General features: G+C 63.2%; 23 protein-coding genes and 2 tRNA genes. 5 read left to right on the top strand and 20 right to left on the bottom strand.

The window, feature by feature from the left end; all coding sequences use genetic code 11:
- Window positions 1-6 precede the first annotated feature (6 nt).
- Window positions 7-1,320, top strand: coding sequence for a DUF1501 domain-containing protein (locus I5R65_RS13655; protein WP_180668194.1), 1,314 nt, complete (start codon window positions 7-9; stop codon window positions 1,318-1,320).
- Window positions 1,321-1,396: 76 nt separating this feature from the next.
- Here I5R65_RS13655 and iscX read toward each other — a convergent pair whose 3' ends face one another.
- The 9 genes from iscX to iscR all read right to left on the bottom strand — a co-directional run bounded on the left by iscX (window position 1,397) and on the right by iscR (window position 7,878).
- On the bottom strand, window positions 1,397-1,591 hold the full coding sequence (iscX, locus tag I5R65_RS13650; RefSeq protein ID WP_077236448.1) for a Fe-S cluster assembly protein IscX: 195 nt from the start codon (window positions 1,589-1,591) through the stop codon (window positions 1,397-1,399).
- 34 nt (window positions 1,592-1,625) lie between these two features.
- The gene (fdx, locus tag I5R65_RS13645; RefSeq protein ID WP_180668193.1) at window positions 1,626-1,964 is read right to left on the bottom strand and encodes an ISC system 2Fe-2S type ferredoxin; all 339 of its coding nucleotides are present in this window, start codon (window positions 1,962-1,964) and stop codon (window positions 1,626-1,628) included.
- A gap of 45 nt (window positions 1,965-2,009) precedes the next feature.
- Entirely contained in the window at window positions 2,010-3,875 is a 1,866-nt protein-coding gene (gene hscA / locus I5R65_RS13640; protein WP_180668192.1) for a Fe-S protein assembly chaperone HscA, read from the bottom strand.
- Between the two features lie 25 nt (window positions 3,876-3,900).
- Window positions 3,901-4,527, bottom strand: a complete 627-nt coding sequence (locus I5R65_RS13635; protein ID WP_180668191.1) for a LysE family translocator — start codon at window positions 4,525-4,527, stop codon at window positions 3,901-3,903.
- Window positions 4,528-4,543: 16 nt separating this feature from the next.
- The gene (hscB, locus tag I5R65_RS13630) at window positions 4,544-5,059 is read right to left on the bottom strand and encodes a Fe-S protein assembly co-chaperone HscB (RefSeq protein WP_180668190.1); all 516 of its coding nucleotides are present in this window, start codon (window positions 5,057-5,059) and stop codon (window positions 4,544-4,546) included.
- A gap of 188 nt (window positions 5,060-5,247) precedes the next feature.
- Window positions 5,248-5,571 (bottom strand): iron-sulfur cluster assembly protein IscA, encoded by a 324-nt coding sequence (gene iscA / locus I5R65_RS13625; protein WP_180668189.1) that lies wholly within the window; start codon window positions 5,569-5,571, stop codon window positions 5,248-5,250.
- Between the two features lie 55 nt (window positions 5,572-5,626).
- Entirely contained in the window at window positions 5,627-6,025 is a 399-nt protein-coding gene (gene iscU, locus I5R65_RS13620) for a Fe-S cluster assembly scaffold IscU (protein ID WP_006712827.1), read from the bottom strand.
- An 88-nt stretch (window positions 6,026-6,113) separates the two neighbouring features.
- On the bottom strand, window positions 6,114-7,367 hold the full coding sequence (locus I5R65_RS13615) for an IscS subfamily cysteine desulfurase (protein WP_180668188.1): 1,254 nt from the start codon (window positions 7,365-7,367) through the stop codon (window positions 6,114-6,116).
- Window positions 7,368-7,383: 16 nt separating this feature from the next.
- Window positions 7,384-7,878, bottom strand: a complete 495-nt coding sequence (gene iscR / locus I5R65_RS13610; protein ID WP_180668187.1) for a Fe-S cluster assembly transcriptional regulator IscR — start codon at window positions 7,876-7,878, stop codon at window positions 7,384-7,386.
- Window positions 7,879-8,218: 340 nt separating this feature from the next.
- Between iscR and I5R65_RS13605 the strand changes: the two genes are divergently transcribed.
- A complete protein-coding gene (locus I5R65_RS13605) occupies window positions 8,219-8,992 on the top strand; it encodes a FadR/GntR family transcriptional regulator (RefSeq protein ID WP_180668186.1) in 774 nt (257 codons plus the stop codon).
- 366 nt (window positions 8,993-9,358) lie between these two features.
- Window positions 9,359-10,279, top strand: a complete 921-nt coding sequence (kdgD, locus tag I5R65_RS13600) for a 5-dehydro-4-deoxyglucarate dehydratase (protein WP_180668185.1) — start codon at window positions 9,359-9,361, stop codon at window positions 10,277-10,279.
- 179 nt (window positions 10,280-10,458) lie between these two features.
- On the opposite strand, the gene I5R65_RS13595 is transcribed toward kdgD, so the two are convergent.
- The 4 genes from I5R65_RS13595 to I5R65_RS13580 all read right to left on the bottom strand — a co-directional run bounded on the left by I5R65_RS13595 (window position 10,459) and on the right by I5R65_RS13580 (window position 16,669).
- Window positions 10,459-12,222 carry a methyl-accepting chemotaxis protein gene (locus tag I5R65_RS13595; protein ID WP_180668184.1) on the bottom strand — a complete coding sequence of 588 codons (1,764 nt, stop codon included), beginning with the start codon at window positions 12,220-12,222 and terminating at the stop codon, window positions 10,459-10,461.
- A gap of 276 nt (window positions 12,223-12,498) precedes the next feature.
- On the bottom strand, window positions 12,499-13,599 hold the full coding sequence (locus I5R65_RS13590) for a beta-propeller fold lactonase family protein (protein ID WP_180668183.1): 1,101 nt from the start codon (window positions 13,597-13,599) through the stop codon (window positions 12,499-12,501).
- 82 nt (window positions 13,600-13,681) lie between these two features.
- Window positions 13,682-15,250 carry a galactarate dehydratase gene (garD, locus tag I5R65_RS13585; protein ID WP_180668182.1) on the bottom strand — a complete coding sequence of 523 codons (1,569 nt, stop codon included), beginning with the start codon at window positions 15,248-15,250 and terminating at the stop codon, window positions 13,682-13,684.
- A gap of 75 nt (window positions 15,251-15,325) precedes the next feature.
- Complete coding sequence (locus I5R65_RS13580; RefSeq protein ID WP_180668181.1) at window positions 15,326-16,669, bottom strand: MFS transporter; 1,344 nt, start codon at window positions 16,667-16,669, stop codon at window positions 15,326-15,328.
- A gap of 452 nt (window positions 16,670-17,121) precedes the next feature.
- Between I5R65_RS13580 and I5R65_RS13575 the strand changes: the two genes are divergently transcribed.
- Window positions 17,122-18,186, top strand: a complete 1,065-nt coding sequence (locus tag I5R65_RS13575) for a permease (protein ID WP_180668180.1) — start codon at window positions 17,122-17,124, stop codon at window positions 18,184-18,186.
- Here I5R65_RS13575 and mnmH read toward each other — a convergent pair.
- From mnmH to I5R65_RS13540, 7 genes are all read right to left on the bottom strand, one after another.
- Window positions 18,183-19,292 (bottom strand): tRNA 2-selenouridine(34) synthase MnmH, encoded by a 1,110-nt coding sequence (gene mnmH, locus I5R65_RS13570; protein ID WP_180668179.1) that lies wholly within the window; start codon window positions 19,290-19,292, stop codon window positions 18,183-18,185. The genes I5R65_RS13575 and mnmH overlap by 4 nt on opposite strands.
- The gene (gene selD / locus I5R65_RS13565; RefSeq protein WP_180668178.1) at window positions 19,292-20,326 is read right to left on the bottom strand and encodes a selenide, water dikinase SelD; all 1,035 of its coding nucleotides are present in this window, start codon (window positions 20,324-20,326) and stop codon (window positions 19,292-19,294) included. The genes mnmH and selD overlap by 1 nt, the downstream gene beginning before the upstream one ends.
- Before the next feature lie 92 nt (window positions 20,327-20,418).
- Window positions 20,419-20,700 (bottom strand): hypothetical protein, encoded by a 282-nt coding sequence (locus tag I5R65_RS13560; protein ID WP_180668177.1) that lies wholly within the window; start codon window positions 20,698-20,700, stop codon window positions 20,419-20,421.
- 106 nt (window positions 20,701-20,806) lie between these two features.
- Complete coding sequence (locus tag I5R65_RS13555) at window positions 20,807-21,388, bottom strand: nucleotidyltransferase domain-containing protein (protein ID WP_180668176.1); 582 nt, start codon at window positions 21,386-21,388, stop codon at window positions 20,807-20,809.
- 115 nt (window positions 21,389-21,503) lie between these two features.
- Window positions 21,504-21,579, bottom strand: a tRNA-Asn gene (locus I5R65_RS13550).
- Window positions 21,580-21,759: 180 nt separating this feature from the next.
- Window positions 21,760-21,835 (bottom strand) — tRNA-Asn (locus I5R65_RS13545).
- Between the two features lie 125 nt (window positions 21,836-21,960).
- The gene (locus tag I5R65_RS13540) at window positions 21,961-23,178 is read right to left on the bottom strand and encodes an amino acid aminotransferase (RefSeq protein WP_180668175.1); all 1,218 of its coding nucleotides are present in this window, start codon (window positions 23,176-23,178) and stop codon (window positions 21,961-21,963) included.
- 422 nt (window positions 23,179-23,600) lie between these two features.
- Here I5R65_RS13540 and uvrB point away from each other — a divergent pair, with 422 nt between their 5' ends.
- A complete protein-coding gene (gene uvrB, locus I5R65_RS13535) occupies window positions 23,601-25,682 on the top strand; it encodes an excinuclease ABC subunit UvrB (RefSeq protein WP_180668174.1) in 2,082 nt (693 codons plus the stop codon).
- The last annotated feature ends 70 nt before the right edge of the window (window positions 25,683-25,752 follow it).

Genomic DNA, 25,752 nt, shown 5'->3' with positions numbered 1-25,752 from the left:
ACTTCCATGAACCGTCGCGATTTCATCCGCTCCCTGGGCGCTGCCACCGGCGGCGCCATCCTGGTGCCGATCGGCTTGTCCGGTTGTGCCGTGGCGCCCACCGGCGACCAGAGCATCAGCCGCGCCACCCCGGCGCGGTTGGCCTATGGCTCGCCTGCGCCTCGGGCGCACGCCAGCGGCGATGGCGCGCCGCGCATGATCGTGGTGTTCCTGCGCGGCGCGGTGGATGGCCTCAACGTGGTGGTGCCGCACGGCGACCCGGAGTATTACCACGCCCGCCCCGGCATCGCCGTAGCGCGTCCCGGCCAGGCCAATGGGGTAATCGACCTGACCGGCTACTTCGGGCTGCACCCTGCCCTGCAACCGCTGATGCCGTACTGGGAGAGCGGGCAGCTGGCCTTCGTCCATGCCTCTGGCTCGCCCGACGGTTCGCGCTCGCACTTCGAGGCGCAGGACACCATGGAGACCGGCACGCCGGGCCAGCACAACGTCCGCGACGGCTGGCTCAATCGCGCCATGGCTTATCTACCGCCGTCGGAGTCGCCCCTTCAGGCACTGAATGTGGGCGACGTCACGCCGCGCATCCTGAGCGGTCGCAACCCGGTGGCCAACCTGCAGAGCGGCCGCGCCGCCACCCGTCCCGGCCTGATCGACCAGCCACGGATGATGCAGGCCTACGGCAGCTTGTACGAGGGCGAGGATGCCATCGCCAAGGCCTATCACGAGGGCATCGCTGCCCGTCGCGAACTGATGGCCGAGATCAACAGCCAGGAACAGCAGATGGCCAACAATGGCGCCCCGCTCCCCAACGGCCTGTCGCTGGACACCGCGCGCCTGGGTCGCCTGATGCGCCACGATCCGCGCATCCGCCTGGCCTTCCTGGCCGTAGGCGGCTGGGATACCCACATCAACCAGGGCAATGGCACGGGCCAGCTGGCCGGCCGGCTTTCGCCACTGGCCGGCGGCTTGGCGACGTTGGCGCGAGAACTGGGACCGGCGTTCAATGACACGGTGATTGTGGTGATGTCAGAATTCGGCCGCACCTTCCGCGAGAACGGCAACGGTGGCACCGATCACGGTCACGGCAATGCGATGTGGCTGATGGGTGGCAACCTGCGCGGCGGCAAGATCTACGGACAATGGCCGGGCTTGAACCAGGCGGCCTTGAACGAAGGGCGCGACCTGGCCATCACGACGGATTATCGGGCGGTGCTGTGCGCGCTGGCGGAGCGGCATATGCGCATCCCGGATCAGGCGCTGGACAAGGTCTTTCCGCAATATGCCAGTGGCGCCAGAGGTGTACCGAACCTGTTCATCTGAAGTGCGCTAATCGTGGAACGAAAAAAAAACGCATCGATATCGATGCGTCTTTTCGTGATGGGAGCAGCACAGTGGCTCACTCCGCCTCGGCAATCCAGGCCGCCTGGATCGCTTCGAGGATGCGCTCTCCCGAGCGGTTGGGATCGTCCTCGAATCCATCGAGCTCCATCACCCAGCGATGCAGGTCGGTGAAGCGGATGGTCTTGGGATCAGTATCCGGGAACTTGTCGTAGAGTTCCTCGGCGATCTGCTGGGTGTCGGTCCATTTCATGTCGATCTCCCGGCACGGCCGATGCCGTGCCTGCTCAATGGTTTTCGGAGGCGTGGTTGATGGTGTACTTGGGGATTTCGACGGTCAGGTCTTCTTCGCCCAGCACCACCTGGCAGGACAGGCGGGAGGTGGCCTCCAGGCCCCAAGCCATGTCCAGCAGGTCTTCTTCCTTGTCGGTGGGGTCGTCCAGGGAATTGAAACCTTCACGGATGACCACATGGCAAGTGGTACAGGCGCAGGACTTTTCGCAGGCGTGCTCGATGTCGATGTCGCTGTCCAGCAGCGCGTCGCACAGGGTCTTGCCGGCCGGGGCATCGATCACCGAGCCTTCGGGGCAAAGGATAGGATGGGGGAGGATAACGATCTGGGGCATGATAGCTCTCGGGTCTTTTCTACAGTGTTCGGGTCAGGAGATCGCTCAGGCGATTTCATCCAGTTTCTTGCCAGCCAGCGCGGCGTGGACGCTGCGGTCCATGCGGCGGGCGGCGAATTCCTCGGTGCCGTGCGCCAACGCATCGATCGCGGCCTTGATGGCGAGGTGATCCTCACCCTGGGCAGCGGCGGTGACGGCTGCCATCTGCACTTCAATCTCCGCGCGCTCTTGCTCGGACAGCAACGCCGCATCGGCCTGCAGCGCCGAGCGGGTGGCCAGGACGATGCGCTCGGCCTCGACCTGCTCTTCCCGCAATGCGCGAAGTTGCATGTCTTCATCGGCAGAACTGAAGGATTCTTGCAGCATGCGGGCGATCTCGTCGTCCGCCAGCCCATAGGACGGCTTGACGGTGATGGACGCTTCCACGCCGGAGGTCATCTCGCGGGCCGACACGGCCAGCAAACCATCGGCATCGACCTGGTAGGTCACGCGGATGCGCGCCGCGCCGGCGGCCATGGGAGGAATGCCACGCAGTTCGAAACGCGCCAGCGAACGGCAGTCGGCCACCAGTTCGCGCTCGCCCTGCACCACATGGATGGCCATGGCGGTCTGGCCGTCCTTGAAGGTAGTGAATTCCTGGGCACGGGCGCAGGGAATGGTGGAGTTGCGCGGAATGACCTTCTCGGCCAGGCCGCCCATGGTCTCGATGCCCAGCGACAGCGGGATCACGTCCAGCAGCAGCCAATCGTCGCCAGGAGCGCGGTTGCCGGCCAGCAGGTTGGCCTGCACGGCCGCGCCCAGCGCCACCACCTTGTCGGGGTCGATGTTGGACAGCGGATTGGTCTTGAAGAACTCGCCCACGGCGCGGCGGATGTGCGGCATGCGGGTGGCGCCGCCGACCAGCACCACGCCGTCCACGTCTTCCACGGTCAGGCTGGCGTCGCGCAGGGCTTTGCGCACCGGTGCCATGGTCTTGGCCACCAGGTGCTGGGTGATCTCGTTGAATTGCGCGGCGGTGATGGAGAGATGCACTTCCTCGCCGGAGCGGAGCACGGCATCGATCTGCACTTCGTCCTTGGTGGAGAGCAGTTCCTTGACCTCGCGTGCCTTGACCATCAAGAGGCGCGTGTCTTCGTCCGACAGCGGCTGCAGCTGGGCTTCATGGCTGATCCAGCAGAACAGGCGGTGGTCGAAGTCGTCGCCCCCCAGGGCCGAATCGCCACCGGTGGCCAGCACTTCGAAGACGCCACGGGTGAGCTTGAGGATGGAAATATCGAAAGTGCCGCCACCGAGGTCATAGACCGCGAAGATGCCTTCGGAGGAATTGTCCAGGCCGTAGGCGATGGCTGCCGCCGTCGGTTCGTTCAGCAGGCGAAGCACGTTGATGCCGGCCAGTTGCGCGGCATCCTTGGTGGCCTGGCGCTGGGCATCGTCGAAGTAGGCCGGCACGGTGATGACGGCGCCCACCAGGTCGTCGCCCAGGGCGTCTTCAGCGGTCTGGCGCAGCGTGGCGAGAATCTGGGCCGAGATTTCCACCGGGCTCTTCACGCCGGCCACGGTCTTGATCTGCACCATGCCGGGCTGGTCCTGGAAATCATAGGGCATGTTTTCGGCGTGGGCGATGTCCTTCAAGCCACGCCCCATGAAACGCTTGACCGAGATAATGGTATTGCGCGGATCGGTGGTCTGCGCGGCCTGCGCCTTGTAGCCGATGTTGGCGTGGCCATTGGGCAGGTAGCGCACCACCGAGGGCAGCAGCACGCGGCCGTCGTCGTCGGCCAGCACTTCGGGAATGCTGTTGCGCACGGTGGCCACCAGCGAATTGGTGGTGCCCAGGTCGATGCCGATGGCCAGGCGACGCTGGTGCGGCGCGGTGGACATGCCCGGTTCGGAAATCTGCAATAAAGCCATAGGTGATGTGACTCGTCGTGATGCGTTATTCAGGTAAGGCCATCCGGATGCCGAGGCCGATGAAGGCACAACCTGCAAGGCGGTTCAGATGGACGGAGGCGTTGGCGCGGCGGCGGAAATAGGCGCCGACCGTGCCGGAAAACAATGCGATGGTGCTGAAGATGGCGAAGGCCTGGGCAATGAACACCAGGGCCAGCAGCAGCATCTGCAGCGCTTCGTGACCGGCTTCGCGTTGCACGAACTGCGGCAGGAAGGCGATGAAGAACAGGGTCACCTTGGGATTGAGCATGTTGGCCAGGACGCTCTGCCAGTAGATGCGGCGCAGCGGCACGGCGACTGCGCCCTGCCCTTCACCGGCCAGCGCGATGCCGGCCGAGGCCGAGCGCAAGGTGCGATAACCGAGGTAGCCCAGGTAGGCCGCGCCCGCGTATTGCAGGGCGTGATAGGCGGGAGGATAGGCCTTGATCACGGCGGCAAAACCCAGCACCGCCAGCAGGGTATGAAAGATCAATCCCGAGCTGAAGCCGGCGGCGGCCACCAGACCGGCCTTGCGGCCCTGGGCGATGCCACGCGTGAGCACGTAGATGTTGTCCGGGCCGGGCGCCAGGGTCAGCGTCATCGCAGCCAGCAGGAAGAGCAGCAGGTTGGGCATGATGGCGGCTCCGGGATCAGCCTTCGATCAGGGCGAAGGCGTCGCCGATCTCGGTGCCGAACTTGTCCAGGAACATCAGCTGGCGCACCAGCTGGCCGGCGCCGGCGTAGTCGCCCGCATCCAGCAGCGCTTCGATGCGGCCGATCTCGGCCTTCCTCTCGCTCAGCAGGGCGGTGTTGAGTTGTTCCAGCGCATCGAGGTCCTTGCCGGACTTGGCGTCGTCCAGGGTTTCGCGCCACTCCATCTGCTGCATCAGGAAGGCTGGTGCCATGGCAGTGTTGGATTCGGTCTGCAGGTCCACGCCGTGCAGCTCACACAGGTAACGCGCACGCTTGAGTGGATTCTTCAGGGTCTGGTAGGCCTCGTTGGCGCGAGTGGCCCACTGCATGGCCACGCGCTTTTCGGCATCGCTGGCGTGGGCGAACTTGTCCGGGTGAGCCTGGCTCTGCACCTGGTGGTAAGCCTGCTCCAGCGCCTTCTGGTCGATGGCGAAGCGCTGCGGCAACTGGAACAGGTCGTAGTGGTTTTGCATGGCTGAAAAATAAAAAGCCTGTCGGACTGCAACAGGCTTGGCACATCAGGGACGGCAAACGGTGACCGGGTCAGCTCCGCAGGGAGCGATCACGAGGCTGTCACGGTATCGGCTAAGCACTGTCCGCCTCGCGGCAGGACCGACGCGACGGATTGGATCAGAAGCAGGTTCAGGATCAGAAGCAGCGATCAGATACGGAAGCTTTCGCCGCAGCCACACTCATCCTTGACGTTGGGGTTCTGGAACTTGAAACCTTCGTTCAGGCCTTCGCGGGCGAAGTCCAGCTCGGTTCCGTCGATGTAGGGCAGGCTCTTGGGATCGACGAAGACACGCACGCCGCGCGACTCGAAGACGGTGTCCTCGGCCGATTGCTCGTCCACGTACTCCAGCTTGTACGCCAGGCCGGAGCAGCCGGTGGTACGCACGCCCAGGCGCAGGCCGATGCCCTTGCCACGACGTTCCATGTACCGGCTGATGTGTTTTGCTGCCTTCTCTGTCAACGTGATTGCCATGATGCTTGCCTTACGAAATCGAAAACCGCGGATACCTGCCGTCGCAAAAAGCCGATCAGGCTGCCTTCTGCTCCGCGCCGTGCTTGGCCTTGTAGTCCTGCACCGCTGCCTTGATGGCGTCTTCGGCCAGGATCGAGCAGTGGATCTTCACCGGCGGCAGTGCCAGCTCTTCGGCGATCTGGGTGTTCTTGATGGACAGCGCTTCGTCCAGCGTCTTGCCCTTGACCCACTCGGTCACCAGCGAAGACGAGGCGATGGCCGAACCGCAGCCGTAGGTCTTGAACTTGGCATCCTGGATCACGCCGTCGGCGCCGACCTTGATCTGCAGCTTCATCACGTCGCCGCAGGCCGGGGCGCCGACCATACCGGTGCCGACCGTGTCGTCGCCCTTTTCAAAGGCGCCGACGTTGCGGGGATTTTCATAGTGATCGAGTACTTTTTCCGAATAAGACATGTTCTTGCTCCCTAGATGATGGTATCGACCATCGCCCTGCACCGTACTTTCTACCGTAGCTGCTGGCGATGGCTGGCAGAGTCCGTGATTAGTGGGCCGCCCACTGGATGGTGGACAGGTCCACGCCGTCCTTGTACATGTCCCACAGCGGGGACAGTTCGCGCAGCTTGCCGACCTTGCTCTTGATCAGCTCGATGGTGAAATCGATATCTTCCTCGGTGGTGAAGCGACCGATGGTGAAGCGGATCGAGCTGTGCGCCAGTTCGTCGCTGCGGCCCAGTGCGCGCAACACGTAGGACGGCTCCAGACTGGCCGAGGTGCAGGCCGAACCGGAGGACACGGCGATATCCTTGATGGCCATGATCAGCGATTCACCTTCCACGTAGTTGAAGCTCACGTTCAGGTTGTGCGGCACCCGGTGTTCCATGTCGCCGTTGATGTAGGTCTCTTCGATCTCTTGCAGGCCCTTGGCCAGGCGATCGCGCATGGCGCGGATGTGGCTCAGTTCGCTGTCCATTTCTTCACGGGCGATGCGGAAGGCCTCACCCATGCCGACGATCTGGTGCGTGGCCAGGGTGCCCGAACGCAGGCCGCGCTCATGACCGCCGCCATGCATCTGCGCTTCGATGCGCACACGCGGCTTGCGGCGCACGTACAGCGCACCGATGCCCTTGGGGCCGTAGCTCTTGTGGGCGGAGAAGCTCATCAGGTCGACCTTCCAGTTTTCCAGGTCGATCTTGACCTTGCCGGTGGCCTGCGCAGCATCGCTGTGGAAGATGATGCCCTTGGAGCGGCAGAACTCGCCGATTTCCGGCACCGGCTGGATCACGCCGATCTCGTTGTTGACCAGCATGACCGAGACCAGGATGGTATCCGGACGCACGGCCGCAGCGATCTGCTCGACCGTCACCAGGCCGTTGTCCTGCGGCTGCAGGTAGGTGGCTTCGAAGCCCACGCGTTCCAGCTCGCGGAAGGTATCCAGCACCGCCTTGTGCTCGGTCTTGACGGTGATGATGTGCTTGCCCTTGGACTTGTAGAACTGTGCCGCGCCCTTGATGGCCAGGTTGTTGCTCTCGGTGGCGCCGGAGGTCCAGATGATCTCGCGGGAGTCGGCGTTGACCAGCTTGGCCACTTCTTCACGCGCTTCTTCCACGGCCTTTTCGGCGGTCCAGCCATACATGTGGCTGCGCGAAGCGGGATTACCGAACTGCTCGCGCAGGTAGGGGATCATCTTGTCGGCCACACGCGGATCGACCGGGGTGGTCGCCGAGTAGTCCATGTAGATCGGGAAGTGCGGAGCCTTGATGGTCTCCAGCAGGCTTTTTTCCAGGGGTGCGTTCATAGGTCCTTGCTCCAAATCAGGCTGCGGCTTGCGGGCGGTGCATCACCACCACGCTCTGCGAATCGGCGGGGCGCAGGTCCGCCGGCTTGGGTTCTTTTTGCTGGTCGACCAGGTCCTGGAGCGATACCGAATCCAGATACTCGACCATCTTTTCGTTCAGGGTAGACCAGAGGTCATGCGTCATGCAGCGCGCGCCACCCGGGTGCGCAGCGCTGTGGCAGTTTTCCTTGCCACCGCACTGGGTCGCATCCAGCGGTTCGTCCACCGCGATGATGATGTCGGCCACCGAGACATCGGCAGCCTTGCGGGCCAGGTTGTAACCACCACCGGGGCCCCTCACGGACTCGACGATCTGGTGTCGGCGCAACTTGCCGAACAACTGCTCCAGATAGGATAAGGAAATTTCCTGGCGCTCGCTGATGGCCGACAGCGTGACGGGGCCCTTGCCCTGGCGCAAGGCCAGGTCAATCATCGCCGTCACGGCAAAACGACCTTTGGTGGTAAGACGCATGGAGTTCGCTCCAGAAACAAATGAACCGACGGTGCCGGTTGCCCTGAATTCCCGAATATTTGAGTCAAGTATATCAAACCCGAGTAATTCTGTCAGGTACCGTGCGCGCGGAATTCCGGACCGGCAAAGCGGCCAGATCAAATTCCCTGCAAATCGAATGGAAACTTGTCTGACCTCTCGCCGAAATTCGGCTACTCTCTCGGCTACGGCTGGCATTGGCGTCGACCCTCTTGATCGATCTGGTAAGATGGCGCGACAATTTTCATCTGGCCAGATGCGGACCGACCACTAGAACACAAGCCGGGTCCGCCAGCGCCGCCCTCCCAAGAAACAGAACGATATGGATGTGAGCGATACCCCCAATCCGCTGCTGCGCCCGCGCCGCAAGCCCCAGAGCCTGTCGCAGGAGGTGGTGGCGGCGTTGTCGGCAATGATCGACAGCGGCAGCCTCAAGCCGGGCGACAAGCTGCCCACGGAATCCGAGATCATGCAGACCCAGGGCGTTTCGCGCACCGTGGTGCGCGAAGCCATCTCGCGCCTGCAGGCGGCCGGCCAGGTGGAGACCCGGCACGGCATCGGTACCTTCGTACTGGAAGCCCGCAAAGGCTCCAACATCAATATCGACCCGGCCACCATCACCACCATGCGTGACCTGCTGGCGCTGCTGGAGCTGCGCATCAGCCTGGAAACCGAGACCGCCGGGCTGGCAGCGGCCCGCCGCAGCGACGCACAGTTGCAGGAAATCCGCGAAGCACTGGACCTGTTCCGCGAGAACCAGCAAGCCGGCGCCGATACGGTGGGACCGGACTTCCGCTTCCACTTCGCCATCGCCAATGCCACCGGCAACCGCTATTTCATCGAGATCATCAGCCATCTGGGCATGGGCGTGATCCCGCGCAAGCGTCTCAATACGGCTGAGCTGGCGCACGACCAGCAGGCCAGCTACCTGGACCGGGTGCAGCGCGAGCACGAAGACATCTACGAAGCCATCGCCCGCGGCGATGCCGAAGCGGCCCGTGCCGCCATGCGCAATCACCTGACCAATAGCCGCGAACGCCTGCGCCGCGCACAGCAGGAAGCGGAATCGGGGGCGGCGGCCTCCGGCAGCAACTAGGCCCACGCAGCACCTCCCCGCCCCGCATATGCGCCCGCCGGTTGGCGGCGGCGCGCTGCGTGGCCCCGGCGCTTGCAGCTGAGCGCCGCCCCCTCCCCTACCATCTCCCCGTCCAAGCCACCTTGCGGACGTTCAACCGTTCGTCCGTTCGCTGGTGCCCTGCCACCGCCTCCGCCCGGCCCCATTAAAGAACGGTGCGACGAGCCCCCGCACCCAACACGTCACAAGAAATTGCTGGATTTATGAATTCTTATGTTGTACGATGACTGATGTCATATGCAGTTTTGATCGGAGGCCAGCGCCGGCACCATGGCTTGCGCCCTGCCCTCCATTTCCAACCGATTTCCAACGGCGTCGAGCGAAACCATGTCCCAGTACACACCCCAAGACCTCAAACAGATCCTCTCTTCCGGCCTGCTGTCCTTCCCGCTGACCGACTTCGACGAGCAAGGCGATTTCCGCCCCAAGACCTACATCGAGCGTCTGGAGTGGCTGGCCCCCTACGGCGCCAGCGCCCTGTTCGCCGCTGGTGGCACCGGTGAATTCTTCTCCCTGGTTCCGGGCGAGTATTCGGACATCATCCGCACCGCCGTCGAGACCTGTCGCGGCAAGGTGCCCATCATCGCCGGTGCCGGTGGCGCCACCCGTGCGGCCATCGCCTATGCCCAGGAAGCCGAGCGCCTGGGCGCCCACGGCATCCTGCTGATGCCGCACTACCTGACCGAAGCCAGCCAGGACGGCATCGCCGCCCACGTCGAAGCGGTCTGCAAATCGGTCAACTTCGGCGTCATCATCTATAACCGCGCCGTCTGCAAGCTCAACGCCGAAACCCTGCAAAAGCTGGCAGACCGTTGCCCCAACCTGATCGGCTTCAAGGACGGCGTCGGCGAGATCGAGCCGATGGTCCATATCCGCCGCAAGCTGGGCGATCGCTTCACCTATCTGGGTGGCCTGCCGACCGCTGAAGTGTATGCCGCCGCCTACAAGGCGCTGGGCGTGCCGGTCTATTCCTCGGCCGTGTTCAACTTCATCCCCAAGACGGCCGTGGCGTTCTACGAAGCCATCGCCAAGGACGACCACGCTACCGTGGGCAAGCTGATCGACGATTTCTTCCTGCCCTACCTGGAAATCCGCAATCGCAAGACCGGCTACGCCGTCTCCATCGTCAAGGCCGGTGCCAAGATCGTCGGTCACGATGCCGGTCCGGTGCGTACCCCGCTGACCGATTGCACCCCGCAGGAGCATGAAGAGCTGGCCGCGCTGATCAAGAAGCTGGGTCCGCAGTAAGGACGCGATGAGCCCGCCTGGGCTCGCATGAGAAAGACTGAGGGCCGCAGACATCTGCGGCCCTTTTGCTTTATCTGCCCGGTTCATGGGGAGCAGCACGAAAAAAAACCTCCGGTGCCAAGGCAACGGAGGTTTCTTGTCTGCCCAGGTCCGGCGACGCCGGCATCCTGGTGATGGGTTTAGAACTCTTCCCAGTCCTGGGCGTCATCCTTGCCGCGGGCGCTGGCCGACGAGCTGGCCGATGCGCTGGCCGGCTTGGCTGGTTTGGCCGGGGGCAGCTTGGGCGCGGCAGCCGGAGCGGCCTTGGGTGCGACCGGTATGCTGGCTGCCGGCACCGCAGGCGCTGCCTTGGGCATGGGGCGCGCCTTGACGGCCGGGCTGGCCATCTGATGGGCGTCGATCTTGAAGATACTGACCGCGTTCACCAGATTGGTGGCCTGCGCCTGCAAGGACTGGGCCGCCGCGGCGGCTTCCTCCACCAGTGCCGCATTCTGCTGGGTCACCTCGTCCATCTGGGTGATGGCCCGATTGACCTGCTCGATACCGGTGCTCTGCTCGCGGCTGGCTTCGGCGATCTCGCCCACGATGTCGGTGACGCGCTGCACACTGGTGACCACCTCGCTCATGGTGGTCCCGGCCTGCTCGACCAGCTGGCTGCCGGCTTCGACCTTTTCCACCGAGTCATCGATGAGGGACTTGATTTCCTTGGCGGCCGCAGCCGAACGCTGGGCCAGGGAACGCACTTCCGAGGCCACCACGGCAAAGCCGCGCCCCTGCTCGCCGGCACGCGCAGCTTCCACCGCCGCGTTGAGCGCCAGGATGTTGGTCTGGAAGGCAATGCCGTCGATCACACTGATGATGTCGACGATCTTGCGCGACGAATCATTGATGGCCTGCATCGTATCAACCACCTGCGCCACCACTTCTCCCCCCTTGCTGGCGGTGGATGAGGCCGAGTGCGCCAGCTGGTTGGCCTGCAGGGCATTCTCGGCGTTCTGCTTGACAGTGCCGGTCAGCTCCTCCATCGAGGCTGCCGTCTCTTCCAGCGAACTGGCCTGCTGCTCGGTGCGCGAGGACAGATCCATGTTGCCGGCGGCGATTTCCTTGGCGCTGGTATTGATGCTGTCTGAACTGCTGCGCACGCCTCCCACCGTCGTCAGCAAGGCTTGCTGCATGCTGCGGATGGCCGAGAACAGGCGGCCGATCTCGTTGCGGCTCTCGACGTCGACCTTGGCGCTCAGGTCGCCATTGGCCACCAGGTCCAGCAGATGCACGGCGCGGTTGAGCGGCGTGAGCACGATATTGCGCAACATGAAATGCACGCCGATGACCAGGAACATGGCGCCGATCAGGCCGGCCACGACCAGCCAGACCACCAGACTGTATTCACGCTGGCGCTCGGTGGTGACCTTGTCATTGAGCTCCATGGCACGCTTCTGGTAAGCATCCAGCGCGGTCGAGAAACGGGCACCGGCCTTGCTGATGAAGTTGTTGTTGAGCTGCGAATAGGCGGCGGCATCGCCGGCCTTGAGTACCTCGGTGGCCTTCTTGAGGATTTCATTCAAGGCCTTGGCCGATTCGATCAGTTCGGTCTTGGTCGCTGCGTCCTGCCCCTCCAGGTCGGGCAGCTTGGCGTAGTCATCCAGATACTTGAGGCTACGGTCATAGGTACTCTGGGCGCTCTTGAAGGCGGTGTCGATCACCGCCTGGTCGCCCTTCTCCATCAACGTCGAATAGATGCGTGAATGCGCGGCACGGGTGCGCGTGGTGTCCTTGTAGGCGTCATTGATCAGCAAGGCACGCTCGGTGATCTCGTGCACGTACTCAGTCGCGTGATTGGCCCGGCCCAGGGCAAAGATGCCGACCGCGGCGCCGACCACGATCATGCAAGAAAACAGCGCAAGCGCGCTCATCAGGCTGAAGCGAACCGTTAGATTCCGCATTCCCTCTCTCCGCTTAGTTTTTTGATAACACAAGAAATGAAAACATTGCGCCGACGATACAGCAGCCGCACAGACTCCAATCGCACGGCAAACCGACCAAAACGGCCCTATTTCCCGGTTAGGGCGGTCAGCAAGCTTTCAAGGCGACATTGTGCAATGGCAACGTGGTAGGTCGCCTGTCCTGGATCAAGCTGTGTGCAGAAGAGACACAATTAGGCCTTGCCATATGAACATCAATGACAAGGCCTGTGGCGGACGGGGTAGGTGCCGCGAAGATCAGGGCAGGTCGATGATCTCGACCCAGTTGGGGTTGCGGCCCAGCGTATAGCGCAATACCGGCGTCAGCGCGCCACTGTCGCGGTCGATGGCGTAGCTGGTCAGGCCAGCCTTCTGCCCGACGGCGAGCAGGTAACGGCCGCGCGGATCGATGTTGAAACCCCGCGGTTGGGTCTCGGTGGGGATGTTGAGGATGCGGGTCAGCCTGCCGCTGGCGGGATCGACCCGAAAGCCGGTCAGCGTATTGGAAGTGCGCTCCGTGGCATAAAGGAAACGACCATCCGGGGTCAGGTGCAGATCGGCCGCAGCCAGCTGCTCGCTGGTCTTGAAGCCCTCAGGCAGAACCGAATCGCTGGCCTGCAGGCTGAGCGTGCCGTTCTGCCGGTCATAGGCGTAGGTATTGACGGTGGCATCGAGTTCGTTGGTCGAATACACGAAACGCTGGTCCGGCGAGAACACGAAATGGCGCGGCCCCGCGCCGGCCTTGGTGGCGACCGCCGGCGGCGTATTGGGCGTGAGCTTGCCGCTGGCCGGATCGAAGCGGTATTGCAGGATCACGTCGCTGCCCAGGTTGCTGGCAAAGACGAAGGCGTTATCCGGATCGACCTGCACCGAGTGCGCGTTCTTGCCGGTAGGGATCACCGCCAGCGGCGGCGCCTGCACCACGCCATCGGCGCCGATGGCATTGACCGAGATCTTGTTGCCGGAGTAGGACGCCGCCAGCAGGTAGCGCCCAGTGTGATCGGTGGCGATATTGGCCATGTTGTCGGCCAGCGGCACCTTGCCCAGGCTGCTGAGCTTGCCGCTGCGAGGGTCGATGGCATAGCTGAGCACCGAATAGGGCTGGCCGCGCAGCGAGGCATACAGGTATTTGTGATCCGGGCTGATGGCCAACGGCATCACGGTGCTGCCGGTATCGACCTTGTCGATCAGGTTGACGCTGCCGTCCTGGTTGAGCTGCAGCACGTAGATATCCTGGCTGTCGGCATTGGCGACGTAGGCGACGGTGGCGGCGCCGGCCTGGGCGGCGGCCAGGCTGAGGGTAGACGTGGCGATCAAGGTGGCAAGGCGCGAAGCGGTGGATGAAGGGCTGTGGGTCATGCTGTCTCCTGGCAGATCATATTGTTGTTGGACGAAAAACGAAAACAAAAAAAAGGACCCGCAAGCGGGCCCCAAGGGAGGATCAGGTCACTGGCGCCGGATTGAACAGGGTCAGGGCGTTATGCAGCTTCCACTGCTCGGCCCAGGTGCGCTTCTTGCCGCTGGCCACGTCGAGCATCAGCTGGAACAGTTCCCAGCCCACCTCCTCGATGCTGGCCTCGCCACTGGCGATGCGGCCCGCATTGACGTCCATCAGGTCGTGCCAGCGCCGCGCCAGGTCATTGCGCGTGGCGACCTTGATCACCGGCACCGCCGCCAGCCCGTAGGGCGTGCCACGCCCGGTGGTGAAGATGTGCAGGTTCATGCCGGCGGCCAGTTGCAGCGTGCCGCAGATGAAGTCGGAGGCTGGCGTGGCGGCGTAGATCAAGCCCTTCTGCTGCAGCTTGTCGCCGGGCGCCAGCACGCCCGAGATCGGGCTGGAGCCGGACTTGACGATGGAGCCCATGGCCTTCTCGACGATATTGGCCAGGCCGCCCTTCTTGTTGCCGGGGGTGGTGTTGGCACTGCGGTCCACGCCGCCCTGCTTGAGGTAATTGTCGTACCAGTCCATCTCGCGGATCATGGCCTGCGCCACCTCTTCGTTGACCGCACGCGAGGTCAACTGGTCGATGCCGTCGCGGACCTCGGTCACTTCCGAGAACATCACCGCCGCTCCGGCCCGCACCAGCAGGTCGGTGGCATAGCCCACGGCGGGGTTGGCGGTCACACCCGAGAAGGCATCGCTGCCGCCGCACTGCACGCCCACCACCAGATCGGAAGCCGGGCAGGTCTCGCGGCGACGCTTGTCCAGTTCGATGAGGCGCGCCTCGGCCATCTGCAGGATGGAATCGATCATGGAGTTGAAACCCACATGTTCCGCATCCTGCAGGCAAACCACATAGGGCTCGCCGGCCTTGTGGATGGGGATCATGTTTTCCGGCAGCAGGCGATTGGGCTGCAGCTTTTCGCACCCCAGGCTGACCACCATGGCCTGGCCACCGAAGTTGGGATTCAGGCTGATATTGCGCAGCGTGCGGATGGGAATGCCGGCATTGGGCGCATCGATGGCCACGCCACAGCCATAGGTGTGCTCCAGCGCCACCACGTCTTCCACATTGGGATACTTGGGCAGCAGTTCGGCGCGGATGCGCTTGACCGCGTGCTCCACCACCCCCGCCACGCATTGCACGGTAGTGGTGATGGCCAACAGGTTGCGGGTGCCGACCGAACCATCGGCATTGCGATATCCCTCGAAGGTATAGCCTTCCAGCGGCGGCTGCGGCGCCGGCTTCTTGGTGGCGATGGGCAGGTTGTCCAGTTCGCGGGCCGGCGGCATCTGCACCAGCGACTCCTCGATCCAGCTGCCCTTGGGGATATCACGCACTGCATAGCCGATGGCCACGTCGTAGCGCGTGATGGCCTCGCCCTGCTTGAGGTCGCGCAAGGCGATCTTGTGGCCCTGGGGGACACGGTCCACCAAGGTCAGCCCATCCGGAAAGACGGTGCCCGCCGGCAGGCCGCCGTCGTTGACGACAATGGCGACATTGTCGGTGTCGTTCATCATGATGTAGCGCGGGGTGGTTGCCTGGCTGGCGGCGATATCGTTGCTCATGCTAAGTCCCATACGACAGAATGCTGCGGATCAAATGAAACGGCGGCGCGTCAGGGACGGCCGCCGGCAAGGTTCTCAGGCGTCCTTCAATTCGACGCGCTTGATTTCCTTGACGATGACAAGATAGCTGATCACGGTGATCAGTGCATTGATCCCCACGAACACCAGCGCGCCCGCGAAGGAACCGGTTTCCTTGACGATGTAGCCGATGACGATCGGAGTGGTAATGCCGGCCACGTTACCGAACATGTTGAACAATCCACCCGACAGGCCCACGATTTGCTTGGGGGCGGTATCGGCCACCACGGCCCAGCCCAGTGCGCCCACGCCCTTGCCGAAGAAGGCCAGCGCCATGATGCCCACCACCATCCACTGTGCCTCGACGTAATTGCAGAGGATCATGGTCATCGACAGCAGCATGCCGCCCACGATGGGGATCTTGCGCGACCAGGTCACCGACATGCCGCTCTTGATCAGGCGGTCCGAGATCAGCCCGCCGACCACCCCGCCGATGAAGCCGCACACCGCCGGGATCGAGGCCACGAAACCGGCCTTGAGGATGGACATGCCGCGCTCCTGCACCAGATACACCGGGAACCAGGTCAGGAAGAAATAGGTGATCACGTTGATGCAGTACTGACCGATATACACGCCCAGCAGCATGCGATTGGACAGCAACTGGCGGATGTAGCCCTTGCCCTTGGTGGACGGCGCGGCCACCTTGCGGTTGTCCATGTCCACCAGGCCACCACCGGATTCGATGTGCTGCAGCTCGGCCTGGTTGATGCGCGGATGGTCCTTGGGGCTATAGATGATCTTGCCCCAGATCATGGCCAGCATGATGCCGACCACACCCATCACCGTGAACACATGGTGCCAGCTGTAGGTGTGAACGATCCAGGCCATCAGCGGCGTAAAGAGCACCGCCGCGAAATACTGCGCCGAATTGAAGATGGCCGATGCCGTGCCACGTTCCTTGGTCGGGAACCAGGCCGCCACGATGCGGCCGTTGGCCGGGAAGGACGGCGCCTCGGCCAGGCCCACCATGAAGCGCAGCAGGAACAGCGACATCACCGCCGCCCCGGTGCTCATCCAGGTCACGCCAGCCTGCAGGAAAGTGAAGAAAGACCACAGCGCGATACTCCACATGTAGATCTTCTTGGAGCCGAAGCGATCCAGCAGCCAGCCGCCCGGCAATTGCGCCAGGACGTAGGCCCAGCTGAACGCGGAGAAGATGTAGCCCATCATCACCGGGTCCAGCGACAGCTCGGTCTTCATCGCCGAGCCGGCAATGGAAAGGGTGGCGCGGTCGGCATAATTGACCGTGGTCACGACGAACAACAGGAACAGGATCAGGTAACGGATGTGAGTGGGCTTGACGGCCCCGCCGGCCAGGCCGGTGTCATTGCTTTGCGCCAATTGATTTCTCCAGGTCTCGACTCGCCTTCCAGCACCCGCCCCCGCGCCCGCTACCCTACCGTGCCAGCCGCAACGGGCAGACCGACAGAACCAGCAGCCCGACATGGGCAGACATCTCGCGACGTATTCTTATTGGTATTGGTTGAATTGTTATAAGACGTCATACAACAGCAGGCGCAGTATAACAGGAAGAAAGCCAACCGCAAGCGATGAATGCGTGCCTGGTCGGCGCTGGCGGCAACCGGCCCGGTCCCGGCACCAGCGGCCATCGGCGTGGGCTGGCTACCGGTTTGGAGGGCTCTGGCCACCCCGGCCGGCAGTGCAGCTCGGTGAGGACGGCACGCCTGGCAAGACACGGGGGCCGGAGAAGTTGTACGACATGCTCGGCGGGCCTGACGAAGCGCGCCGGCACGCGTATGATGCGCGCATTCTCCCATTCCCCATGCCCTACCATGAATACCTCGCCTTCCCTGCCACCATCGCGCGCTGCCTCCACCTGGCTCAAACCCCTGCTGTTCGTGGTGATTGCCGCCATCGGTTTGTATTACGTCAAGTGGTCGCCCTATTACATGAAGTCTTTTGTCGCCGCCGACAAACACAGCATCGGCGCGTCCATCCTGGCCAACGCCCCGACGGCGCCCTGGTCGGCGGCACTGGAATACGCTGGCGTCTACTTCGCCGCCATCTGGAAGGCGGCCGTGCTGGGGGTGCTGTTGGGTTCACTGGTACAGGTACTGGTCCCCCGCGACTGGCTGCTGCGCGTGTTCGGCCGTGCCGGACTGGGCTCCACCCTCCGCGGAGGCCTGTTTGCACTGCCGGGCATGATGTGCAGCTGTTGCGCCGCGCCGGTGGTGGCCGGGATGCGGCGCCAACAGGTCTCGGTCGGTGCGGCACTGGCCTTCTGGATGGCCAACCCGGTCCTCAACCCGGCCACGCTGGTCTTCATGGGCTTTGTGCTGGGCTGGCAGATGGCCGCACTGCGCCTGGTGGCCGGGGTGTTGCTGGTGCTGGGGGTGGCGCTGGTTGCCCAGCGCGTATCGGAGCCAGGCTTGCACACCTTGCCGCAGGCCGCCTTCGACGCCGTGGCCCAGGCTGAGCAGGAAAACGACGAGCGCCCCTTCCTGCTGCGCTGGGGCCGTCAGCTCTGGCAATTGTTCTGGAGCACCATGCCGATCTATATCGTGGTGGTACTGGCATTGGGCGCGGCACGCGTGTGGCTGTTCCCGCAGGTGGATGCGGCCATGGGCAACAGCCTGCTGTGGATCGTGGCGCTGGCCGTGGTGGGCACGCTGTTCGTGATTCCGACCGCCGCCGAAATCCCCATCGTGCAGTCCATGCTGTCCCTGGGCATGGGCGTCGGCCCGGCCGTGGCGCTGCTGATGACGCTGCCCAGCATCAGCCTGCCTTCGCTGCTGATGCTGCGCAAATCCTTCACACCGCGCGTACTGGTCACGGTGACCGTGCTGACGATGCTCATCGGCGCCGCCAGCGGCCTGGTCGCCGTGGCACTGTTCTAGGGCCCGGGCGTGCCCGATGGGCGATGCCGGCGCAGGAAGTCGACCACCTCGGCCTGATTGCCCGCGAACAGCAGGCGCGAGCGTTTGGATTCGCGCTGGAAGGCATAGACGGGATCGTAGTACTCCGTCAGCAGGGACTCGATCCAGGCACGGTGCAGGTCGACCACGCCGTCTTTCTCCTGACGCGCCAGCGCCGTTTCCATCCACTGCAACAGGCGCCGGTAGCGCTGGTCGCCCAGGCGCTTGACCAGCTTGCCCAGTGCGCCCAGCAGATGGGCCCGGTAGCGCTCGAAACCATGGCGCGGATCCAGCGCCAGATACTCATCGCTCAAGCCGCTGACGTAGTCGCGCAGGATACGCTCCACGCGCCCTGCCCGGCTATCTTCCAGCCACACCATCGGCAGGTTTTGCATGCGCTCGTGCAGGGCCAGTGGCAAGGCGCAGGCGCCGATCAGGCGGCTCTCGTCTTCCAGTGCGAACCAGCGATGCCCCTGCGCCTGCCGCTTGATCATGGCGATCGCCAGCCGATGCTCGAAATCGATCGGCGCCGGCTGCGCCGTGGCGCGCCGGCCGAAGCTGGAACCGCGATGGTTGGCATAGGCTTCCAGGTCCAGTGCATTGTCCAGCTGCAGCAGGACATCGGTCTTGCCGCTACCGGTCATGCCGCCCACCACCACGAAATCGCATTGCGCCAGCGCCTGCTCGATGGACTGCATCAGGAAATGGCGCAGCGCCTTGTAGCCGCCAGCCACGCGCGGATAGGCGATACCGGCTTCACTTTTCAACCATTGCTGCGTGATCTGCGAGCGCAAACCGCCGCGGAAGCAGTACAGGCAGCCCTCGGGATGTTCTTGCGCAAATCGCGTCCAGGCCGCGATGCGTGCTTCCTTGACCGCACCGCTGACCAACTGGTGGCCCAGTTCGATGGCCGATTGCTGTCCCTGCTCCTTGTAGCGCAGGCCGACCTGATGGCGCTCGCTATCGTTCATCAGCGGCAGGTTCACCGCCGTCGGGAAGGCACCCTTGACGAACTCCACCGGCGCCCGCGCATCCAGCATCGGCGTATCGGCCAGAAACAAGGCGCTGCTGGGCTGGATATCGACCATCAGAGGACCTCGACGGCGTATCGCTGTCGTTCCACCAGTTCGCCGATGGGGGCCAGTTCCAGGCCCAGTGCGGCGGCCGTGGCGAGAAACTCGGGATTGGCCTCCGGCCGCACTGCCACCAGCAAGCCACCGCTGGTCTGCGGGTCGCACAGCAAGTGCTTCTGGCTGTCGCTGAGCGGGCTGATCCTGGCGCCATAGCTCTCGAAATTGCGCAGGGTGCCGCCCGGCACGCAGCCCTCGGCCAGGTAATACGGCACACCCGGCAGGCTGGGTACGCGCGCCGATTCGATGCGGGCAGTGAGGCTGCTGCCGTCGCACATCTCGACCAGGTGGCCCAGCAGCCCGAAGCCGGTCACATCGGTCATCGCCGTCACCCCGGCCAGCTTGCCAAAGCGACTGCCGGGCTGGTTGAGCTTGCACATCCAGTCACGCGCGCTGCCCACGTCTTCGGCGCGCAGCTTGCCCTTTTTCTCGGCGGTGGTGAGGATGCCGATGCCCAGCGGTTTGGTGAGATAGAGCAGGCAGCCGGCGGTGGCGGTGTCATTGCGCTTCATGTGGCGCTTGTCCACCACGCCAGTCACGGCCAGGCCGAAGATGGGCTCCGGCGCATCGATGGAATGGCCACCGGCCAGCGGGATGCCGGCCGCATCGCAGGCCGCGCGGCCGCCGCGCACCACGTCACGCGCCACCTCCGGCGGCAGCACATTGACCGGCCAGCCGAGAATGGCGATGGCCATCAGCGGGTCGCCGCCCATGGCGTAGATGTCGCTGATGGCATTGGTCGCGGCGATGCGTCCGAAGTCGAAGGGATCGTCAACGATGGGCATGAAGAAATCGGTAGTCGAGACCACACCCCGCTCGTCGTCGATGGCATAGACGGCAGCGTCATCGCGGGAGGCATTGCCCACCCACAGCTTGGGGTCCAGATGCTGGGCACCGCTACCGGCGAGGATCACTTCCAGCACCTGCGGTGAAATCTTGCAGCCACAACCGGCACCATGGCTGTACTGGGTCAGACGAATGGGTTCGCTCATGGGAATGTCCTGGCTGTTCGGAGGGGATGCCGATTCTAGCAGCGTTTGAGAGTCTGGATTGAAGCGCGGCAGCACCCTGCGAGTGGCCAGGGCTACAGCAATCTGTCCAGCACTTGGGCGCAACGGATGACCTGGAGCCCGAGGTCCTCTGTCACCTCGTCGCTGCTCTCATATTCGAAGCCGTTGCGCACGTCGTGGGCCTGGGCCAGGAGCCGCCAGATCTCCGGTCCCACGCCCAGCGTATGCGGCAGGCACTGGAATACGACGTAGCGGTTCGCCGGACGAAATCCCTGGCGACGTAGCGCTGCCAGTGAAAAGGCGTAGGCCGCGCTGTAGCCCAGCAGAAACCGGCTTGACAGCGATAAGCCGGGCACCAGAGCATCGCGCAGGCGATCACGACCGCTTTGCAGATGGATCTCGATTTCTGCATTCGCAGGAGGCTCCGCCTTCAGTTAGCCAAGCCGTAGAAGGTTTTCCAACTCATTGATGCCCATCCTGCACTCCGATCAGGTCGATGACCGGCCCCGCCATCACCGCCATGAGAAAGTGATGCCGGGAAGCCAGCTTCTTCTGGAATTCGGCAGGACGATAGACCTTCAACGAAATCTTCCTGCCCAGGCGGGATTCCAGCGCGACCAGTTCCGGGTAGAGATCAGCACTACCCAGGTCGTCCGCCACCATCAACAGGTCGATATCGCTGGCGGCGGTGTCCTGCCCCTTGGCGACCGACCCATAGATGAAAGCCCGGTCGATGCGCGCTGCGAAAGGCAGGAGCATCGCTCTGATGGCATCGGCCACGCCAAAGGTCTTGCGCACGATGGCGCTCAATTCCGAAAAAATCGGAGAGGCCGGATTGGGCTTGTACAACTGCACCCGCCCCATCTCTTCCTTGAGCAACAATCCGGCGCCGGTCAGCTTGCCCAGTTCACGCTGGGCCGAGGCCGACCCGAGGCCGGTGCTGCTCATCAAGGCACGCAGGTGCATCCCTTCCGGATGCAGGAAAAGCTGCCCCAGAATGGCTTGCGTGGATTTGGAGAAGAGGGCATCGGCGAGCGCAGTCATGCGCCATATTCTAGCTCAATTGAGCCAAAATCTGGCTCACCACCCAAGACGGCTGCCATGACCGCAGGACAAAAACAAAAAAGCCCCGCAAGAAACTTGCGAGGCTTTCGTATTCTGGCTCCCCGACCTGGACTCGAACCAGGGACCTGCGGATTAACAGTCCGTCGCTCTACCGACTGAGCTATCAGGGATCAATTGAGGGCGCGATTATGAACGATTTTTTTCCGAATGACCAGAGAGGAAAACGAAAATTTTTTACACCGTTCTGCATCGTGGCGGCAGAGCCCTGCCGCCCTTGCGCAAGACCTGCATCACAGGCCTCACACACATTGAAAAGGCCCCGCAATTGCTTGCGAGGCCTTCGCATTCTTTGGCTCCCCGACCTGGACTCGAACCAGGGACCTGCGGATTAACAGTCCGTCGCTCTACCAACTGAGCTATCAGGGAACAGCTGAGAAAAAGATTATGACCCGATTTTTACTTCATGTCAAAACTTTTTTCAGGGAAACGGCCATTTCCTCATAGGAGAAAACGCCTCCCCGCCCCGTCCTGCGACGAGGCGGGAAACAGCATTACAGCACCTTGGCGATGGCGTTCACGACGGCGTCGATGTTCTTGCTGTTCAACGCGGCCACGCAGATGCGGCCGGTATCGACGGCATAGATCGAGAACTCGTTGCGCAGGCGATCCACCTGGGCCTTGGTCAGGCCGGAATAGGAGAACATGCCGCGTTGCTTGATGACGAAATCGAAATCATGGCCAGGCGCCTTTTCCTTCAGCTTGGCGACCAGCAGCTGACGCATTTCGCGGATACGCACGCGCATCTCGGCCAGTTCGTCTTCCCACACCTTGCGCAGTTCGGGCGATGCCAGGGCGGTAGCGACCACCTGGCCACCGTGGATCGGCGGGTTGGAGTAGTTGGTGCGGACCACACGCTTCAGTTGCGACAGGACGCGGGCGGCTTCCTCGGCACTGGCAGCAGCGATGGACAATGCGCCCACGCGTTCGCCATACAGCGAGAACGACTTGGAGAAGGAGTTCGACACGAACAGCGGGCCGCCGGCTTCGGCGAAGCGACGCACCACCTGGCCGTCTTCGGCGATACCGTCGCCAAAGCCCTGGTAGGCCATGTCCAGGAAGGGCACCAGGCCGCGCGAGGTCACCACGTCGATGACCTGGGTCCACTGGTCGTCGGTCAGGTCGGCGCCGGTGGGGTTGTGGCAGCAGGCGTGCAGCAGCACGACCGAGCCAGTCTTCATGGTCTTCAGGGCATCCAGCATGCCGGCGAAATTCACGCCGCGGGTGGACGGGTCATAGTAGGGATAGGCGTTGACCTTGAAGCCGGCCATTTCGAACAGGGCGCGGTGGTTTTCCCAGCTCGGGTCGCTGATCCAGATTTCGGTGCCGGCCGGCGAGAAGTGCTTCAGGAAGTCGGCGCCCAGCTTCAGCGCACCAGTGCCGCCCAGGGCTTGCACGGTGATCGCACGCTTCTCGGTCACCACGGCGCTGCCGGCGCCGAACACCAGTTCCTGCACGGCGCGGTCATAGGTGGCCAGGCCATCGATGGGCAGGTAGGTACGCGGGGCCAGCTTGGCCGCCAGTTCCGCCTCGGCTTTCTTGACGCATTCCAGCAGGGGGACCTTGCCGTTGTCGTCGTAGTACACGCCCACGCCCAGGTTGGTCTTGGCCGGATTCTGGTCGGCGTTGTAGGCTTCGGTCACGCCCAGGATAGGGTCGCGCGGCGCCATTTCGATGGCGGAAAACAGGGAGGCGGAGACAGGTGCGTTCATCGTGATAACATGAAAAGTTAGCTGCAACAAAGCGCAGCAGAAGGAAATGGATGCAGGTCCAAGCGGCCGGACATGCACCTTTTTGCAACACTGCATTCTAACAAATGTGGATGCCCAATCACAGATACAGCCGGCCAGAATTGCCAGCCGAATCTGCATGAGGCCATGCATAAACGACATATCCCGACCCCATGGTGTCGGGGTCTGACCCGGATGAGCTGACGCCTGACGCCGCTTTGCGTCCGGTTGCGGCCATTGCAGCATGCCGTTAGCGTCTTGAACTTCCACATCCCGGCAGCATTTGATGAATATTCACGCCACCACCTTGCCTGCGCGCAATGCCCTGATTCCGGGCATTGCTGCTGCCCTGTGCACTGTGGCGGCCCACCCCCGGCAATCCAGCGACAGAAGCGAGCGACACCATGGCAGAACTGACCCCCATTAGCACCGAGCTGGACGAGAGCAAGTTCATCAGCTTCCCGGACTCGCCCTTCAAGCTCTACCAGGTCTTCCCGCCGGCGGGCGACCAGCCGGCGGCCATCGACAAGCTGGTCGAAGGCGTCCACGACGGCCTGTTCTACCAGACCCTGCTGGGCGTGACCGGTTCGGGCAAGACCTACACCATGGCCAACACCATCGCCCGCCTGGGCCGCCCGGCCATCGTGTTCGCGCCCAACAAGACGCTGGCGGCACAGCTCTACAGCGAGTTCCGCGAATTCTTCCCGCACAATGCGGTGGAATACTTCGTCAGCTACTACGACTACTACCAGCCCGAAGCCTACGTCCCCCAGCGCGACCTGTTCATCGAGAAGGATTCCTCGATCAACGAACACATCGAGCAGATGCGCCTGTCCTGCACCAAGTCGCTGATGGAACGGCGCGACGTGGTGATCGTGGCCACCGTCTCGGCCATCTACGGTATCGGTAACCCCAACGAATACCACCAGATGATCCTGACCCTGCGGGCCAAGGACAAGGTTTCGCAGCGCGACGTCATCGCCCGCCTGATCCAGATGCAGTACACCCGCAACGAAGTGGACTTTGGTCGTGGCACCTTCCGCGTGCGCGGCGACACCATCGACGTGTTCCCTGCCGAGCATGCCGAACTGGCGGTGCGCATCGAGACCTTCGACGACGAGATCGACAGCCTGCAACTGTTCGATCCGCTGACCGGCCGGGTGCGCCAGAAGATTCCGCGCTTCACCATCTACCCCGGCTCGCACTACGTCACACCGCGTTCCACGGTCCTGCGCGCCATCGAGACCATCAAGCAGGAACTGGCCGAGCGCCTGGAATTCTTCCGCAAGGAAAACAAGCTCATCGAGGAACAGCGACTGGAGCAACGCACCCGCTTCGACATCGAGATGATGACCGAGATCGGTTTCACCAAGGGCATCGAGAACTACTCGCGCCACCTCTCCGGCGCCAAGCCCGGCGACCCACCTCCCACGCTGGTGGACTACCTGCCGCCGGATGCGGTGATGTTCCTGGATGAATCGCACGTCCTGATCGGCCAGTTGAACGGCATGTACAACGGCGACCGCGCGCGCAAGGTGAACCTGGTGGACTACGGTTTCCGCCTGCCCTCGGCGCTGGACAACCGGCCGCTGAAGTTCGACGAGTTCGAGAAGAAGATGCGCCAGACCATCTTCGTCTCCGCCACGCCGGCCGACTACGAAAACAAGCGCGCCGACCAGGTGGTGGAACAGGTGGTGCGTCCGACCGGCCTGGTCGACCCCATCATTTCCGTGCGCCCGGCGACCACCCAGGTGGACGACCTGATGCAGGAAATCAACGATCGCGTCGCCAAGGACGAGCGGGTGCTGGTCACCACCCTGACCAAGCGCATGGCCGAGCAGCTGACCGAATTCCTCTCCGACAATGGCATCAAGGTGCGCTACCTGCACAGCGACATCGATACTGTAGAGCGCGTCGAAATCATCCGCGACCTGCGCCTGGGCACCTTCGACGTGGTGGTCGGCATCAACCTGCTGCGCGAAGGCCTGGATATTCCGGAAGTCTCGCTGGTGGCGATCCTGGATGCCGACAAGGAAGGCTTCCTGCGTTCCGAACGCAGCCTGATCCAGACCATCGGGCGCGCTGCCCGTAACCTGAACGGCATGGCCATCCTCTATGGCGACGTGGTGACCGACTCCATGCACAAGGCCATCGGCGAGACCGAGCGCCGCCGCGCCAAGCAGATGGCTTTCAACGAAGCCAATGGCATCGTTCCCACCGGCATCAAGAAGGAAATCCGCGAACTGATCGACGGCGTCTTCAACCCGGCCCAGGCGCGCAGCGAGCTGATGGTGGCCGAAGAGAAGAAGAACTACGAGTCCATGAGCGAGAAGCAGATCAGCAAGGAGATCAAGCGCCTGGAAAAGCAGATGCAGGAACACGCCAAGAACCTGGAGTTCGAAAAGGCCGCAGCCGCCCGCGACCAGTTGCACGTATTGAAGCAGCAACTCTTTGGCGCGCCCGGCAGCGATACGGCGGTCGCCTGAAGGGAGGCGCCACGGGAAGGCCGGCCTGGCGGCCAGGCGGTATACAATGCCGCCACTTTATCGCTACGGC

The sequence above is a fragment of the Herbaspirillum sp. AP02 genome (assembly GCF_015767275.1).
GTDB lineage: Bacteria > Pseudomonadota > Gammaproteobacteria > Burkholderiales > Burkholderiaceae_D > Herbaspirillum.
The sequence above is the reverse complement of the archived record's forward strand: the minus strand, read 5'-3'. Positions and strand labels throughout refer to the sequence as shown.